This window comes from Sporosarcina sp. FSL W7-1349 (genome assembly GCF_038003045.1).
In the GTDB taxonomy this organism is placed as follows: Bacteria; Bacillota; Bacilli; order Bacillales_A; family Planococcaceae; genus Sporosarcina.
Genome location: NZ_JBBOOK010000001.1, coordinates 1591277 through 1607467, shown reverse-complemented (window position 1 = coordinate 1607467; position 16191 = coordinate 1591277). Strand labels below are relative to the sequence as shown.

General features: G+C 47.2%; 16 protein-coding genes. 10 read left to right on the top strand and 6 right to left on the bottom strand.

Annotated elements, in window-relative coordinates; genetic code table 11:
- The first annotated feature begins 121 nt into the window (after positions 1-121).
- Entirely contained in the window at positions 122-781 is a 660-nt protein-coding gene (locus MKY41_RS07980; protein WP_340744529.1) for a potassium channel family protein, read from the top strand.
- A gap of 64 nt (positions 782-845) precedes the next feature.
- Here MKY41_RS07980 and rnjA read toward each other — a convergent pair whose 3' ends face one another.
- The 3 genes from rnjA to def all read right to left on the bottom strand — a co-directional run bounded on the left by rnjA (position 846) and on the right by def (position 3526).
- A complete protein-coding gene (gene rnjA / locus MKY41_RS07975) occupies positions 846-2513 on the bottom strand; it encodes a ribonuclease J1 (protein ID WP_340744528.1) in 1668 nt (555 codons plus the stop codon).
- A 3-nt stretch (positions 2514-2516) separates the two neighbouring features.
- On the bottom strand, positions 2517-2726 hold the full coding sequence (locus MKY41_RS07970; protein ID WP_041073778.1) for a DNA-dependent RNA polymerase subunit epsilon: 210 nt from the start codon (positions 2724-2726) through the stop codon (positions 2517-2519).
- Positions 2727-2968: 242 nt separating this feature from the next.
- Positions 2969-3526, bottom strand: a complete 558-nt coding sequence (gene def / locus MKY41_RS07965) for a peptide deformylase (protein ID WP_340744527.1) — start codon at positions 3524-3526, stop codon at positions 2969-2971.
- A 129-nt stretch (positions 3527-3655) separates the two neighbouring features.
- On the opposite strand from def, the gene MKY41_RS07960 reads away from it, so the two are divergent.
- The 6 genes from MKY41_RS07960 to MKY41_RS07935 all read left to right on the top strand — a co-directional run bounded on the left by MKY41_RS07960 (position 3656) and on the right by MKY41_RS07935 (position 10502).
- Positions 3656-4300, top strand: a complete 645-nt coding sequence (locus MKY41_RS07960; RefSeq protein ID WP_340744526.1) for a YkyA family protein — start codon at positions 3656-3658, stop codon at positions 4298-4300.
- Positions 4301-4568: 268 nt separating this feature from the next.
- Positions 4569-5684, top strand: coding sequence for a pyruvate dehydrogenase (acetyl-transferring) E1 component subunit alpha (pdhA, locus tag MKY41_RS07955; RefSeq protein WP_340744525.1), 1116 nt, complete (start codon positions 4569-4571; stop codon positions 5682-5684).
- Positions 5685-5687: 3 nt separating this feature from the next.
- Positions 5688-6665, top strand: a complete 978-nt coding sequence (locus MKY41_RS07950; protein ID WP_340744524.1) for an alpha-ketoacid dehydrogenase subunit beta — start codon at positions 5688-5690, stop codon at positions 6663-6665.
- 37 nt (positions 6666-6702) lie between these two features.
- Positions 6703-8046, top strand: coding sequence for a dihydrolipoamide acetyltransferase family protein (locus tag MKY41_RS07945; protein ID WP_340744523.1), 1344 nt, complete (start codon positions 6703-6705; stop codon positions 8044-8046).
- Positions 8047-8050: 4 nt separating this feature from the next.
- The gene (lpdA, locus tag MKY41_RS07940) at positions 8051-9463 is read left to right on the top strand and encodes a dihydrolipoyl dehydrogenase (RefSeq protein ID WP_340744522.1); all 1413 of its coding nucleotides are present in this window, start codon (positions 8051-8053) and stop codon (positions 9461-9463) included.
- A gap of 199 nt (positions 9464-9662) precedes the next feature.
- Entirely contained in the window at positions 9663-10502 is an 840-nt protein-coding gene (locus MKY41_RS07935; RefSeq protein ID WP_445683303.1) for a polysaccharide deacetylase family protein, read from the top strand.
- A 130-nt stretch (positions 10503-10632) separates the two neighbouring features.
- Here MKY41_RS07935 and MKY41_RS07930 read toward each other — a convergent pair whose 3' ends face one another.
- Positions 10633-12756, bottom strand: a complete 2124-nt coding sequence (locus tag MKY41_RS07930) for a methyl-accepting chemotaxis protein (protein WP_340744520.1) — start codon at positions 12754-12756, stop codon at positions 10633-10635.
- A 405-nt stretch (positions 12757-13161) separates the two neighbouring features.
- Here MKY41_RS07930 and MKY41_RS07925 point away from each other — a divergent pair, with 405 nt between their 5' ends.
- Positions 13162-13440 carry a UPF0223 family protein gene (locus tag MKY41_RS07925; protein WP_340744519.1) on the top strand — a complete coding sequence of 93 codons (279 nt, stop codon included), beginning with the start codon at positions 13162-13164 and terminating at the stop codon, positions 13438-13440.
- 410 nt (positions 13441-13850) lie between these two features.
- On the opposite strand, the gene MKY41_RS07920 is transcribed toward MKY41_RS07925, so the two are convergent.
- The gene (locus tag MKY41_RS07920; protein ID WP_340744518.1) at positions 13851-14480 is read right to left on the bottom strand and encodes a YktB family protein; all 630 of its coding nucleotides are present in this window, start codon (positions 14478-14480) and stop codon (positions 13851-13853) included.
- A gap of 156 nt (positions 14481-14636) precedes the next feature.
- On the opposite strand from MKY41_RS07920, the gene MKY41_RS07915 reads away from it, so the two are divergent.
- Positions 14637-14834 (top strand): hypothetical protein, encoded by a 198-nt coding sequence (locus MKY41_RS07915; RefSeq protein ID WP_041073797.1) that lies wholly within the window; start codon positions 14637-14639, stop codon positions 14832-14834.
- A gap of 239 nt (positions 14835-15073) precedes the next feature.
- The gene (locus MKY41_RS07910; RefSeq protein WP_340744517.1) at positions 15074-15865 is read left to right on the top strand and encodes an inositol monophosphatase family protein; all 792 of its coding nucleotides are present in this window, start codon (positions 15074-15076) and stop codon (positions 15863-15865) included.
- 45 nt (positions 15866-15910) lie between these two features.
- Here the strand turns inward: MKY41_RS07910 and MKY41_RS07905 are convergent, their stop codons facing one another.
- Positions 15911-16096: a YlaF family protein gene (locus tag MKY41_RS07905; RefSeq protein ID WP_340744516.1), complete on the bottom strand. Its 186-nt coding sequence runs from the start codon at positions 16094-16096 to the stop codon at positions 15911-15913.
- Between the last annotated feature and the right edge of the window lie 95 nt (positions 16097-16191).

The following is a 16191-nucleotide window of genomic DNA, read 5'->3' as shown; positions in this document are numbered from 1 at the left end:
CATTACTTGAGCCCCGTGCCCATAACTCCCGCTCCACCGCCCATAAACCCCCCACCCTTGAGTACGCGAAAGGGATATGCTACACTTTTTGCATCGTGAATTCGTATGGGGGAATCAATGTATGAAAAAAGAGTTTGTCGTCATCGGGTTAGGTCGGTTCGGTGGGAGCATCGTACGGGAATTGATCAACTTGGGGGCCGATGTGATGGCGATTGATAAGTCCCCCGAACGGGTGGATGAGTATGCGCAGATTGCGACACAGGCGGTTGCAGCGGACACAACAGACGAGTCCGTCCTGAAATCATTAGGCATCCGCAATTTTGAGCATGTCATTGTCGCCATCGGGGAGAACATTCAAGCGAGTATTTTAACCACTTTGATGCTGAAGGAGATCGGGGTGCCGAAAATAACGGTGAAGGCTCAAAACGACTACCATGAGAAGGTGCTCCGGAAGATCGGGGCCGATCAGGTCGTGCATCCGGAACGGGATATGGGCATACGGATCGCCAACAATATGGTCTCCAATAATATCATCGATTACTTGGAATTATCGGAGGAATACTCCATCGCAGAAATCAGGGCGAATGAAAGAATCACAGGATTCTCCCTTATTGACTTGGACATTCGAGCCAGATACGGTGTCAACATCGTCGCCATCAAACGAGGCACCCATATTCTCGTCTCCCCACAAGCAATCGAAAAGATTCAATTGGGCGATGTTCTGATCGTTATCGGCTCGGATGAGGACATCCACCGGTTTGAACGGAAAGCTTTATATTGAATGAAAGCAAAAAACCCGCTCAACGCCAAAGATAGGCGTAGCGGGTTTTTCTAATTGTAGTAACTCAGACTTCCATAATGACAGGAAGCACCATAGGTCTCCGTTTTGTTTTTTCATACAAGTACGGTCCGATGACATCATTGATCTCGCTCTTAAGTCCAGCGATATCCGCTGGGGAATCGGCTAGTTTCTTTTGCAACTGTTTCGTGAGGACTTGCTGCGCTTCGTTGATCATCGTGCCGGATTCCCGCATGTAGACGAACCCACGTGAAATGATATCCGGACCGGAAACAACCCGGTTGCGTTTTTTGTCCACTGTCGCCACGACGATGACCAGTCCATCCTCCGACAGGATTTTGCGGTCCCGCAAAACGACGTTCCCGATATCTCCGATGCCGCTTCCGTCAATATAGACATCGCCAGAAGGGATCCGGCCGGCAACGCGCGCTTCATCTTGCGTCAGCGCCAAGACATCGCCATTGCTCATAATGAAGGTATTTTCCCTCGGTACGTCACAGGACACCGCCAGTTCCGTGTGCATTTTCAACATCCGGTATTCCCCGTGGATTGGCATGAAGAACTTCGGTTTGATCAAGCGGAGCATTAATTTCTGCTCTTCTTGGGAGCCATGTCCTGAAGTGTGGATATTGTTCAAAGGTCCGTGTAGCACTTCGGCGCCCGCGCGGAACAGGGCGTTGATCGTTTTGTTGACGCTCAACGTATTGCCCGGAATCGGAGAAGAGGAGAAGATTACCGTATCCCCAGGATGGATCTGCACTTGGCGGTGTGTGCCATTTGCAATCCGGGATAAAGCGGCCATTGGCTCCCCTTGGCTACCCGTACATAAGATCATTACTTCATTCGCAGGCAAACGGTTCAATGACTGGGTGTCCACAAAAAGTTCCTTCGGCGCATTGATATAGCCTAGTTCACGGCCGATCGTAATGGCGTTATCCATACTTCTTCCGAACACAGCTATTTTACGGCCGAATTTCTCGGCTGCCTCAATGACTTGTTGCAATCTGTGGATATTCGATGCAAAAGTTGCGAAAATGATCCGGCCATCGACATTGCGGAAAATATCATTCAGGCTATCTCCGACTTTCCGTTCCGACATGGTAAAATTCGGCACTTCGGCATTTGTACTGTCGGAAAGAAGACATAGCACCCCTTCGCTGCCGATTTTCGCCATCTTCGACAAGTTTGCCGGCTCTCCGACCGGGGTGAAGTCGAACTTGAAATCCCCTGTGTGGACAATATTGCCGGAAGGTGTTTTGACTACGACTCCAAAAGCATCCGGAATACTATGGGTTGTCCGGAAAAACGATACCGATGTCTTCCGGAATTTGATGATATCCTCTTCATCGATCGGAATCATCTTCGTCGTCCTCATAAGACCGTGTTCTTCGAGTTTATTGCGGAGCAGTCCGAGGGCGAGCTTCCCGCCGTATACAGGTACATTCACCTTCCGCAATAGGTAGGGGATGCCCCCGATATGATCCTCGTGACCATGGGTGACGAAAAGCCCTTTGATCTTATCCACATTACGTTCCAAATAGGTGTAATCCGGAATGACATAATCGATTCCGAGAAGATCGTCCTCCGGGAATTTGATGCCCGCGTCGATCAATATGATTTCATCTTGGAACTGAACTGCATACGTATTCTTGCCGATTTCGCCTAGTCCGCCCAATGCGAAAACCGCTGTTTCATTGTTCTTGATAAATTTCATAGATTAGACCTGCTCAATCTGGAAATCGGGTGATTGTTGCTCATACTCGAGATGCGATCCTTCGAGGCCCTGGATATATTCAATATTATATCCCCGATCTTTCAATTTTTCGCGGACTTGTCTTTCTGATTCCGCTTCGATGTAAAGGCTCTTTGTATTTTCGCGGACTGGTACTTGGAGCATGTTTTCTTGATAAAACACTTTGTAAATCATCGCTTGCTCTCCTTTTTACGTTCGTTTGAAATCGTTCTCTTTATCTTACCATGCGGATTCCCTAAAATAAAGAAAAGCCCACCCGTGTGCAGGGTGGGCGCAAATTGTCTATGCAATTGTTTTTTTGCCAAGGATGCCATTCAGCCGCTTCAACAGTTTTCGTTTCAGGCGCTTGTACATGGCTTCATCACTCCTTGGCGGAATTTTATCATATTCTTAATTTTTTGTCAAGGCGTGGACGGTCAATCCCGCTCAAAAGGAGTCGCACCCGGGATGTCTCGGTATGGATTTTTCGGGTCGATATGATCGTAGAACAGGATTCCGTTCAAATGATCCAATTCGTGTTGGAATGCAATGGCGGGCAGCCCCTTTAATCGTTTTTTGAATTCCTTACCGTCTGGGCCGAACGCTTTCACTGTGATCCTTGCGTATCTCGGGACGAATCCTTCGACATCCCGGTCCACCGAAAGGCAACCTTCTCCTGGTACCAAATAAGTCTTCTCAACAGAATGGCTCACGATTTTCGGATTAATAGCAACGAAACTGATGGGATCTTGCCCTTCTTCCTTAATATGAAGGGCGAACATTCTTTTCGCTTGATCGACTTGCGGAGCGGCTAGCCCGATTCCGGGGCGCAGGCCGTATTTTTCGCTCATTTCCGGGTTTTGACTATTGATGACATATTCGAGCAATTCCCCGCTTAATTTCCGTTCCTCATCGGTCAGTGGGAAATCCACTTCCTCCGCACGTTTCCGAAGAGAAGGATGGCCTTCCCGTATAATATCTTTCATTAAAATCATGAAGAATCTTCCTTTCAGGTCTTTTCCTACTCTATATTATAGTCCAATTGGAAAAACGGTGAAAGAGATTAGCGCAAACTTGATTTTACGGAAGGTGCGTACTATATTGATAGAAATTGAGGTGATGAGATGAGGAAATCGGTTCTCGGTTTGTTCATAGGGTGTACCCTGTTCCTCTTGGCGGGATGCAGTTTTGATAATTCCCCTGAGGAAATGCTGGCTGAAACCCTTTCGAAGATGAATGAAGCCGAGCGGGACTACCGCGATGCGCAAACCGAACTGGCGGAAATTGAAAAGTCGGAACAACAACTATTCCATGAAACGATGAAGCTGTCGCGGGAACAGGACGATGAATTGCAAGAGAATGTCGCTCAATTGGAAGAACAGCAATCCAAAAGGCTTGAAATATTGGAGTCCGAAAAAAAGGCGATGCAACAAGCTCGGACTTTGACGGATGAATTTGCCGCCATCACGGAAAATGCGGAGGATTCCGTTAAAGAAGATGTGGAGAGCCTGCGGCAAGCGATTGACGGACGGTATGATCGACATGATGCCTTCCTCACTTCATACAACGAGCTAACAGCACTCCAGAAGGAACTGTATGAGATGTTGACAGCAGAAGGGACGGACTTCAAGAAGTTGGATGAACAAGTCCAGTCGGTCAATGAGCAGAATGAGAAAGTCCAATCGGCTGTGGAATCTTTCAATGAATCCACCCGCGAAGTCAACGAACTGCGGGGAACCGTGGAGTCACGTTTGCAACAGACAGAATAAAGGTAAAGAAGGGCAGGAACCCGTTTTCCTGCTCTTTTTTTGAGGGCAATTATCGGTATGTAAGGATGGAATCTATTATACTACAGATGGATTGTTGTGTTAATACAGTTTTATATAGACTTTTTTTTCGGAACATTCATATCGACTGAAATACCTTGATTACAATGATTGACCAAATGATTAACTTTAAGTATACTGAAAAAGAGTAAAGTTGTATCAATAAATTCGTTGAATAAACATAATACAGTTACAAAGGAGAGTTGCCAAAATGGCTGCAAAAAAAAATCAGCAGTTTGATCCGGTGGAAACGCTTCACGCGATTGAAGACAAGTTTGAAATGCTCCAGGTTTTGAACGAAGAGGGTGAAATTGTCAACGAGGACGTTAACCCGAATTTATCCGATGAAGATCTTGTTGAATTGATGACCCGGATGGTCTATACCCGAATTTTGGACCAGCGCTCGATTTCATTGAACAGACAAGGGCGTCTCGGGTTTTACGCGCCGACAGCCGGTCAGGAAGCATCTCAATTGGCTTCGCATTTTGCGCTTGAAAAAGAGGACTTTATCCTGCCGGGGTATCGTGATGTGCCTCAAATGATTTTCCATGGCTTGCCGTTACATATGGCGTTCCTTTGGTCGCGTGGCCATTTCCAAGGTGGCATGTTGCCGGAAGGACTCAACGTTTTTCCTCCGCAAATCATTATCGGTGCACAGTATATCCAAGCTGCCGGTGTGGCGCTTGGTTTCCAGAAGCGCGGCACGAAAGCCGTTGCGATGACGTATACGGGGGATGGCGGAACATCCCAAGGCGATTTCTATGAGGGCATCAACTTCGCTGGCGCTTACCGTTCCCCAGCTATTTTTATCGTCCAAAACAACCAATATGCGATCTCGACTCCGCGTGAGCTCCAGACAGCGGCAAAAACACTGGCCCAAAAAGGGGTTGCAGCAGGTATTCCGAGTGTCTTAGTGGACGGTATGGATCCTCTCGCAGTCTATGCGGTGACACGCGATGCGCGTGAGCGTGCAATCAACGGGGAAGGCCCGACATTAATCGAGACGCTTTGCTACCGTTACGGTCCGCACACGATGGCTGGAGACGATCCGACCCGTTACCGTACATCTGATACGGACAATGAATGGGCCAAACGCGATCCGCTGATCCGCTTCCGTAAATACTTGGAAGGCAAAGGTCTGTGGAGTGAGGATCAAGAGAACGAAATAATCGAGCGTGCCAAAGAGGAGATCAAAGAAGCGATCAAGGCCGCCGATGCCGCTCCGAAACAGAAAGTGAGCGATTTTATTAAAATCATGAATAGAGGCGAGCTTCCGTATAACCTTCAGGAACAGCTCGATATTTATACAGAGAAGGAGTCGAATTGACCGATGGCACAAATGACGATGATTCAAGCAATTACCGATGCGATGCGCACGGAGCTTAAAAATGATGAAAACGTCCTCGTCTTCGGTGAAGACGTCGGCGTCAACGGGGGGGTCTTCCGTGCGACGGAAGGACTGCAAAAAGAATTCGGAGAGGAACGCGTATTTGATACGCCGCTAGCAGAGTCTGGAATCGGAGGCTTGGCGATCGGCCTGTCCCTGACTGGCTTCCGTCCAGTCATGGAGATCCAGTTCTTCGGCTTCCTCTTTGAAGTGATGGACTCCGTTAGTGGACAGCTCGCACGGATGAGTTTCCGCAGTGCGGGGACATTTAATGCGCCAGTGACAATCCGCTCGCCATTCGGCGGAGGAGTTGCAACGCCTGAAATGCACGCGGACAGTTTGGAAGGTCTCGTCGCTTCCCAACCGGGGTTGAAAGTGGTCATCCCATCGACTCCTTACGATGCAAAAGGCCTGTTGATCTCGGCGATCCGCGATGAAGATCCGGTCGTGTTCCTGGAGCATATGAAACTATACCGTTCATTCAGACAGGAAGTGCCTGAAGAGGAGTATACGATTCCTCTAGGGAAAGCGGACGTGAAACGTGAAGGTTCCGACCTCTCCATCATTACGTATGGCGCCATGGTGCATGAAAGTTTGAAAGCAGCAGAAGAGTTGGAGAAGGAAGGCTATTCCGTTGAAGTGGTCGATCTTCGTACGATTCAACCACTCGATATTGAAACGATCATCGCATCCGTGGAAAAAACGAATCGGGCAATTGTCGTGCAAGAAGCTCAAAAACAGGCGGGCATCGCCGCGAATGTCGTTTCAGAAATTACGGAACGGGCAATCTTGAGCTTGGATGCACCAGTCTTGCGCGTTACTGCACCGGATACAATCTATCCGTTTGCCCAAGGTGAAAATACGTGGCTTCCGAATGCTAAAGATATTGTTGAAACAGCTAAAAAAGTATTGACGTTCTAATTTGAATGGATCGTCAAAGAGGAAAGGGTGAATTTACGTGGCATTTGAATTTCGCTTACCAGATATCGGGGAAGGGATCCACGAAGGTGAAATCGTAAAATGGTTCGTCGCAAAAGGGGATACGATCAATGAAGATGATACGCTTCTTGAAGTCCAGAATGACAAAGCGGTAGTCGAAATCCCTTCGCCTGTGACGGGGACGGTCGAAGAGATCGTAGTATCGGAAGGGACAGTCGCTGTCGTGGGGGACGTACTGATCCGTATCGATGCACCGGGATATGAGAGCACGTCGAGTGAGGGATCGGAAGGGAAAGAAGAGACCGAGGCGCAAGTCCAGTCCACTGCCGAGGCCGGTCAACCGATCGATAAAGAAGAAGCGCCGAAAGATGACAAGCCGAAAGAAGCGACGGGTGCAGGAGATATCGCCCAAGCTGACGTCGATTCGGATCGACGGATCATTGCGATGCCATCCGTCCGGAAATTCGCAAGAGAGCAGGATGTCGATATTCGTCAAGTTGCGGGTTCCGGCAAAAATGGCCGTGTAATGAAAGAGGATATCGAAGCATTCTTAAGCGGCGACCAAGCACAGCAAGCGGCACCGGCAACTGCGGAAGATCGTGTGCAAGCTGAAACGGCATCTGCAGACAAACAAACCGCGCCTGTCCATTTGGATGGGGATTTCCCGGAAACACGCGAGAAAATGTCCGGCATCCGGAAAGCGATCGCCAAGGCGATGGTCAATTCCAAACATACTGCTCCGCATGTCACTTTATTGGACGAAGTGGACGTGACGGAACTCGTGGCGCATCGCAAAAAATTCAAGGAGATCGCTGCCGAAAAAGGCATCAAATTGACGTATTTGCCATATGTCGTCAAGGCGCTCGTCTCCACATTGCGTGAATTCCCGGAATTGAACACATCGTTGGATGACGAAACACAGGAAATCATCCAGAAGCATTATTACAACATCGGAATCGCGGCAGATACGGATCGTGGCCTGCTCGTGCCGGTCATCAAACATGCAGACCGCAAATCGGTATTTGCCATTTCAAATGAGATCAACGAACTGGCCGGAAAAGCACGGGAAGGCAAATTGGCACCTCAAGAAATGAAGGGCGCTTCTTGCTCGATTACGAATATCGGATCGGCGGGCGGCCAATGGTTCACACCAATTATTAATCATCCGGAAGTGGCGATTTTAGGAATCGGCAGAATTTCTGAGAAGCCGGTAGTGAAAAATGGTGAAATTATAGCGGCACCTATGTTAGCATTATCTTTAGTGTTCGATCATCGGGTTATCGATGGTGCAACAGGGCAAAATGCGCTGAATCACCTAAAGAAATTACTCGGTAATCCAGAACTTTTATTAATGGAGGCGTAAGAAAATGGTAGTAGGGGATTTTCCAATCGAAGTAGACACGCTTGTCGTAGGATCCGGACCAGGAGGTTATGTGGCTGCGATCCGCGCAGCGCAACTCGGACAAAAAGTGACAATCGTTGAAAAAGATAGCTTGGGAGGCGTTTGTCTAAACGTCGGCTGTATCCCATCCAAAGCAATGATCGCGGTCGGCCATCGCTATGCGCATGCCAAAGATTCCGATGCAATGGGAGTCACGGCGACTGATGTGAAATTGGACTTCTCGAAAGCCCAAGCGTTCAAAGACGGGGTCGTGAAAAAGTTGACTGGCGGAGTCGAAGGGCTTCTAAAAGGAAACAAAGTGGAAATCGTCCAAGGGGAAGCTTATTTTGTCGATGGCAACACGGCACGCATCATGGATGAAAATTCAGCACAAACGTATAAATTCAAAAATGCTATCATCGCAACCGGCTCACGTCCGGTAGAAATCCCTAATTTCAAATATTCCAAACGTGTCATCAATTCGACAGGCGCTTTGAATTTGGCAGAGCTGCCTAAGAAGCTTGTCGTGATCGGTGGAGGATATATCGGAACTGAACTCGGTTCAGCATATGCGAATATGGGATCCGAAGTGACGATCATCGAAGGCATGGACGATATCCTTGCGGGCTTCGAAAAACAAATGACACAAATCGTTAAAAAAGGTTTGAAGAAAAAAGGCGTCGAGGTTGTTGTTAAAGCGTCTGCAAAAGGCGTGGAAGAAACAGACAATGGCGTGACAGTTACGTATGAAGTAAATGGCGAAGAGAAGAAAATTGAAGCTGATTATGTTCTTATGACAGTCGGCCGCCGTCCGAATACAGATGAAATCGGTCTGGAAGGGGCAGGCATCAAATTGACAGAGCGCGGCCTTGTCGAAGTGGACAAACAATGCCGGACAAGCGTTCCGAACATTTTCGCAATCGGCGATATCGTCCCAGGCCCACAATTGGCCCACAAAGCTTCTTATGAAGCAAAAGTGGCTGCTGAAGCGATATCTGGTGAAAAATCAGAAGTCGACTACTTGGCAATCCCTGCAGTCTGCTTCACAGACCCTGAATTGGCAACAGTCGGGTTGAATGAAGCACAAGCGAAAGAAGAAGGCTATGATGTCATAACAGGGAAATTCCCATTTGCGGCAAACGGCCGGGCGCTCGCATTGGACGCGACAGAAGGGTTCGTCAAACTGGTGGCTCGTAAAGAGGATGGTCTCTTGATCGGTGCTCAAATCGTAGGCGAAAACGCTTCTGACATGATTGCAGAGCTTGGCTTGGCAATCGAAGCGGGCATGACGTTGGAAGATGTCGCGATGACAATCCACGCTCACCCGACATTAGGTGAAATTTCCATGGAAGCAGCTGAAGTTGCACTTGGTAAGCCGATCCATATGGTTGTAAAATAAAAAATGCTTCAACAAAACCGCTTATTGGGCAGAAGGGTGTCCGATGAGCGGTTTTTTATTATTTAAAGAAAGCGCAAAGTACTTGGACCATAACCTTCTTCCAAGCAAGAGTCCTGCGCTTTTATTCTTCCAAGCTTACATGTGTGAGATTCGGGGAACACTAGTAATCCATATTACTATGTAGGGAAAGGAAGAAAGGGTGATTTACTTGAAAAAAGGATTGTTTCCTATAATGACCGTCATCCTCTTGGTGCTCGCTGGATGTTCCGATGAAGAGCCGGCCCAGCAGGTGACAGAACCTGAGACGAGGGAGACCGAAGAGCCGGATACAGTGGAAGTAGTACCTGCCGACAGACCAGCTGCAGAGGAACCCGACGAGAAGGTGAAGGAAGACGTGAGCGAACCGCTGTACGAAATGAATCCGAATACTTTCTCGATTGAGCCGATCGGGGAAGCTGATCCGCAAGTCGTCCTTTTGACTATTGATGATGCGCCGGATAAGCGGGCGTTGGATATGGCGAAGACGTTGAAGGAATTAGAGGCGTCCGCAATCTTTTTTGTCAACGGGCACTTCATTGACACGGAAGAAAAGCAGGGGGTGCTAAAGGAGATCCATGAAATGGGGTTCCTTATCGGGAATCATACTCAAACGCACGCCAACCTGAAAGAATTGTCAGAAGAGGAGCAACGCCAAGAAATTCTGACAGTCAGCGATACGGTCGAAGAAATCACTGGGGAGCGGCCTCGTTTTTTTCGAGCTCCATTCGGGGCGAATACGGAATTCAGCAAAAGGATTGCTGAAGAGGACGGCATGTTGGTGATGAATTGGTCGTATGGCTATGATTTCGAGAAAGCGTATATGACGCGAGAGAAAATTGCCGAGATCATGGTCAATACGGAACTGTTGCGAAATGGATCGAACCTTCTCATGCATGACCGGGAATGGACGGCGGATGCTTTGGAAGAGATTGTGCTCGGATTGCGGGAAAAAGGGTATGAAATGGTGGATCCGTTGACAATCAAAGGAGTATCGGATTAACATCTTTTTGTTTTAACTTTGGTGGGCATTCAAAGAGACCTTTATTTCAATGAAAAAAATGCACCATCGTAAATGGTGAAAGGGGAGCGTGTAAACAAACCCTTATCACTATTTAGCTAGGTGCATAAAATCATACGTTGAATTGAGTTAGAGTTTGATTCAATTCATCGGCCAGTTTCTTTAATGAAACAGAAGCGTTCGCTATTTCCTCCATGGAAGCCAGTTGTTGTTCAGAGGCGGCTGCCACTTGGTGGGTCTGGTCGGAAGCTTGTCTTGCGCTTTCGGCCATTGCTTCTGAAGTGGCGGCAATTTCCTCCGAGCCGGCTGACATTTCCTCCGCAACTGCAGATAGCTCAATCGTTTCTTTCACAATCATTTCGACTGAAGTGATAATTTGATTGAACACAGTTTCAACTTCATGCATGCGATGAAGACCGCTTTGCACTCCGTGTTCGTTCATTTCCATGGACTCGGCTGCTCGTACGGTATCGGCTTGGATGGCAGCGAGCAGTTGTTGAATATCGCCGGCGGACCCGTTTGTTTCGTCTGCCAATTTACGGACTTCATCTGCAACTACAGCGAATCCTTTTCCATATTCCCCGGCCCGGGCGGCTTCGATTGCCGCATTCAATGCCAGTAGATTGGTTTGCTCTGAAATAGAGGTAATGACAGAGACGATGTCTTGTATTTTATTGGCTTCCTCTTCCAATTGTTCGATGATTGTTTTTGTATCGCTCGTACCTTTTCGAATAACATCCATTTGCTGAACTGCATTATGAACTACTTTTTGTCCATTATTCGCCTTCTCCAGCATTTCATTCGTTATTTCAGAAACCGCGGTCGAGGCATAGGCTACGGTTTGGATTCCGTGTGCCATATCGCCCATTGCCTTTGCGCTTTCCTCGGTACTTTGCATTTGGACTTCAGCAGATTCGGCCACTTTTTCGATGGCTGAGGTCACTTCATTTGCCGCGCGTCTTGTTTCCTCTGTCCGAACATCTACAGATTCCGCGGAGGCTGTTACTTGACTCGCACTCTCTTTGATCTTCCCCATTAGCCCGCCCATCTGTTTCGTAATTGCAATAAAGATTCTCGCCAAGTCCCCGAGTTCATCTCGTCGCTTTAAATGATTTTCGTTTACATTAAGCGTGAAATCTCCATCCGCTATGAGTTGACCGTGGGCTACTGCTCTGCGGAGGACATTTGTTATTCCCTTGGATACGGTGATGATGATAACAGTTAGAATAATGATCAATACGATGTTTGTTATAAGAATCACTCTTGTTAATGCTGTCGCCTTCGCCGTCACTTCATTTATCGGAGCCGCGATAAAGGCACTCCAAGGCGTTTGGACTCCGTCGATTTGAATAGGTGTAAATAAGCGGTACACATCCGTTTGCAAGGCATCGGAAAAGCCGACGATTCGTACAGGTTCCCCTTTATGTACAGCATTTTCGACATCTGTTACATCATCTCTATCTTTCATCGCAGTGCTTTGGAAATAATTCTTCCCGATCAGCTCGTTATTTTGATGAGAGATGACTCCCCCTCTGTTCGACATAAGTCCGGCGAATCCATTGTCATAAAGCCTAATTTTGCTAATATGATCATTCATGGTCTGTAGTGAAATATCGATACCGACCATCCCTACAGTTTTTCCATGAATCGTGATTGGTGAAACGATCGAAGTCATGAGTGTGTCTATGCCGTCAACTTGATAGGAAAACGGTTCGAATATGACATTTTCCCCTGTTTGCAACACATGATCAAAGTTGTCTTTTAATTCACCAGGTTGATCGTAACCGATTATCGGTTCAAGGGAGAACTTTCCGGACTTGTCCCGTGACCAGACCGGAATAAAACGGCCTGTCTCATCTGATCCTGAGGTATTGGCGAACTCCGCATCCTGGTCATCAAATGAATTGACTTCCCAAAGTGTCCAGGTTGTTAAAATACTTGGATCATTTGTTAACAGCTGTTGTAGCAGTATATTGACATCATCCCGTGTCGGGTCCAATTTATTCTCGAACAAGCCCTCGATAGAGTGGGAAATCGTTTGTGCTGCTACTGCATAATGCTCCAGATTGACTTTCAATTCCTCGGCAAGTAGTTCACCGTGCGTCTCAAGCATTATTTCCGCTTCTTCTTTTACCATTGAATGGACCGAAAAAGAAATATAGATTCCCATGCCTAAGAAGAACAGAATAGTCGGTGCCAATATAAACAATAGGAATTTTGTCTGTAGCTTTTTCATTTTATTCACCTCCTTCGTGATTTATATGGTGATTATAGGGTAGGGAACCAGTTGTAGCAATCGAAATTCTGGAAATCATTTGAATAATTAGTGACTATTCTCCTGAAAAGTATAGAGTGTCAGATGTAGAAATGGATACATTTGCAATCGTTCTGTTTTATTATAAGCTTGTAAATAGACCTGATTGATTGGCGGCTGGCGAGTGAAATGGGTTATATGTAACGGAAGGAATTGGTACGGTTAGCAAAGTGAAGGGTATGGCAGATGGCGCTTGACGGTGACAGAGCTTTTCCATCGCATGGCGCAATGAACGAGGGATATAATAAGGAGAAACTTAATTTTGAATCAAATCTACAGTGAGTGTGGGAAGATGAGTAGCATAGATCAAGAGGAGTGTGGCTTGAATTGAATTATAACTATCCGATCAGTACCGATTGGACAACGGATGAAATCATCACCGTGACTGAATTTTACGCGGTTGTTGAAAAAGCCTATGAATCCGGTGTGCCAAGGGAAGCATTTCTCGAAGCTTATCGCCGTTTCAAGGAAATCGTCCCATCGAAAGCGGAGGAGAAAACCTTACTGAAACAATTTGAAGAGGCGAGCGGCTATGCAGGTTACCCAATTATCAAGGAAGCTAAAAGTACAGAAGCAGGAGCTACGATCAAAGGAGTACAGCGATAAGCGCTGTGCTTTTTTTGATGGGAGGATGTTGTGGGAGTGTGGTGGAACGTTGAGAGGTGGGGGGAAATGTTTTGAGGTTGGTGGAGAATATTATGAAGTGGTGGAAACTTTGTGAGGTGGAGGCGAAATGTTTTGAGCTTGGCATGAAACGTTTTGAGGTTGGCTGGATTTGTTGCGGAGTTCATCTAGAATGTTTCGAGGTTTGACGGGAATGTTGTGAGGCATCGGAACGTTGTGAGGTGGAGGCGAAATGTTTCAGGGTTGGCATGAAACATTTCGAGGTAGAGACGAAATGTTTCGAGGTTGGCCTAAATCCCTGTAAAGAGGTGGAAACGTTGGAATGTACTAAAGAAATTCCCTATCGAAAAGGGTCGTCCGCGATGCAGCGGACGATCCTTTTTGCATAAATCTCACTGTCTTCCGATGACGATGTCGTATACGGGTAGGAGACGGTTGATCGTTTCTTCGGCGTATGCCAGGAATTCGGGTTCCGTCATTTTGACTGCCGCTTCCCGGTCCAAGTGGCGGCCGACGAGGAATTCCGCTTTTTTTACGGTTTGTAACCGGTCCAACAATGCTTCGATCCCTTCTTTTCCGGCTTCCCCGATTGCTGTTGCTTCCGGCTTCATATGGTCGCCGGAGACGATATAGTCTGCAGGCAGGTCGGTCAGGACGTTCACTTGTCTGGAAAGCCGTTCGGCAATCCCTTTTTTATCTGGGTTTTCATAGATGACGGCCAAAATGATGAATAGATGCGTCTTCCAAAGGCCAATCTGGAAATGAGGCAACGCTTTATATCCCCTTTTTGCTGGAGCGAAGGCAACCCAGCTGTCGGAAGGGGGATTGACGGTCCGACGCGCATGTTTTGCGACGTGGGGGTAAAATTCATCCGTTCCATGTGAAGAAAGGTGGTCTGCAAATAGCCTTCCCAATAGTTCGAATTTCGGCTGAACCCGAGCTTGTAATGCTTCCATTCTTTTCTCGAGTCCATCGATAGTAAACACATCAAAATCTTTTTCTTCCCAAAAGGACTTGTGCATTATGACTCCTCCAATTCAATATTCACGTTTATCGTAACAGAATTTGGGGAACAATTTTAATAACAAGGCTTACCACTAAGCGAAACCAAAAACGCTGCATATCCTAATGATAACAAATGAAATTCCCATAATTTTAACGGAGAAAGGGTGTTCATCATGAAACAAGTCGTTCATGTAATTAGGAAAGCCGAATTCGAGAAAGAATATGTATCGATGCTCAATCTGGAGCTTGACTACGAGTTAGCGACACTGTTTGACGCAATTGAGGAGAAGGATGAAAAGCAGCAGAAGAAAAGTAAACAGCGCCTTGCGGATATCCATCGGGAGCTGGAGATGTTGAATGGTTTCGCTTAATGTAAGCTGGTTGACCCGAAAAGGCATCCGTGCACGAACTTCGGAAACGGAGAAAGAGTGCAGGGGTGTTTTTTCGTTCTCTTCCATCCGAAACCTTCAGTCGCTTCGGTCTTATTATGCGTTTTTGAAATAAATTCATCCGACACAAGAGTGCCAATGTTGCCATGGGAAATGACGTCCGGCACTTTTTTACTTATGCTATAATAAAGAAAAGGCAGTTAGTTGAGAGGGGCGGAGTTATGAACTGGGGGAGTATCGACCGTTACGCAAAATCCATCATTAAAGAAGCGGGTCATAAAATCCGGAATTCGTTTTTCAGTCATATTGACATCGACACGAAATCGGATGCCAATGATTTGGTTACGAATATCGACCGGGAAGTGGAAGAGTTTTTCATTGACCGCATCAAGCGTGATTTTCCGGATCACCGCATATTGGGTGAAGAAGGGGCAGGCGATCAGGTCACTTCGTTGGATGGGGTCATCTGGATTTTGGATCCGATTGACGGGACGATGAATTTCATTCACCAACGACGGAACTTCGCCATATCGTTAGGGATCTATGCAGACGGAGTGGGGATGCTCGGCTATATCTATGATGTGATGCGGGATGACTTTTATAATGCAGCCAAAGGGGAAGGGGCCTATTTCAACGATGAAAGGCTGCCGCAACTTGAAATCACCCCTTTGCAGGAAGCGGTCATCGGTATCAATGCCAGCTGGGTCGCGCCGAATCGATATATGGATAATGAACCGATCATCCGGATGATCAAGCAATGTCGGGGAACGAGATCCTATGGGTCTGCTGCCATCGAACTGGCCTATGTCTCTTCCGGGCGGATCGACGCGTATCTGTCGATGCGTTTGGCGCCTTGGGACATTGCAGGAGGCATCGTCATTGCGCAAGAAGTGGGGGCCGTCGCGACGACCATGAAAGGCCAGCCGCCGAACTTGCTGTCACAGGACACCTTCATCGTTGCCAGACCGGGGCTGCACGAGGATATTTTGAAAAGCTACATACACTTAAAATAAAAGATGGTTCGCTGGTCGTATCTCCGATCAGTGAACCATCTTTAGTTATAGTAGCCCTTGCTCGCGCATTTTCTTTTTCGTTTTGAATCCATTGCCCATGATGTAAACAAGTGCGAGGATGGCCGCGATGCCTACGAGCGGGCTCCGCATGGCGATAGCCACTCCAATGGCACACATGGCGGCGACGGCTGCAAGTGAATAAATGACGAAGACCCATTTGATGTCTTTCAAAAAAAACCCTCCATCTATTAGATAAATTGTTTTAGTATCGGTATGCTATATGTTATAATAACACAGTTATACGACTGAAAAAAGAATAATGGAGT

Bases quoted from the DNA above. Each gene is read 5' to 3' on its own strand.
- MKY41_RS07980 (WP_340744529.1), top strand. From the start codon at position 122: ATGAAAAAAGAGTTTGTCGTCATCGGGTTAGGTCGGTTCGGTGGGAGC.
- rnjA (WP_340744528.1), bottom strand. From the start codon at position 2,513: ATGAAATTTATCAAGAACAATGAAACAGCGGTTTTCGCATTGGGCGGA.
- MKY41_RS07970 (WP_041073778.1), bottom strand. From the start codon at position 2,726: ATGATTTACAAAGTGTTTTATCAAGAAAACATGCTCCAAGTACCAGTC.
- def (WP_340744527.1), bottom strand. From the start codon at position 3,526: ATGATTTTAATGAAAGATATTATACGGGAAGGCCATCCTTCTCTTCGG.
- MKY41_RS07960 (WP_340744526.1), top strand. From the start codon at position 3,656: ATGAGGAAATCGGTTCTCGGTTTGTTCATAGGGTGTACCCTGTTCCTC.
- pdhA (WP_340744525.1), top strand. From the start codon at position 4,569: ATGGCTGCAAAAAAAAATCAGCAGTTTGATCCGGTGGAAACGCTTCAC.
- MKY41_RS07950 (WP_340744524.1), top strand. From the start codon at position 5,688: ATGGCACAAATGACGATGATTCAAGCAATTACCGATGCGATGCGCACG.
- lpdA (WP_340744522.1), top strand. From the start codon at position 8,051: ATGGTAGTAGGGGATTTTCCAATCGAAGTAGACACGCTTGTCGTAGGA.
- MKY41_RS07930 (WP_340744520.1), bottom strand. From the start codon at position 12,756: ATGAAAAAGCTACAGACAAAATTCCTATTGTTTATATTGGCACCGACT.
- MKY41_RS07920 (WP_340744518.1), bottom strand. From the start codon at position 14,480: ATGCACAAGTCCTTTTGGGAAGAAAAAGATTTTGATGTGTTTACTATC.
- MKY41_RS07915 (WP_041073797.1), top strand. From the start codon at position 14,637: ATGAAACAAGTCGTTCATGTAATTAGGAAAGCCGAATTCGAGAAAGAA.
- MKY41_RS07910 (WP_340744517.1), top strand. From the start codon at position 15,074: ATGAACTGGGGGAGTATCGACCGTTACGCAAAATCCATCATTAAAGAA.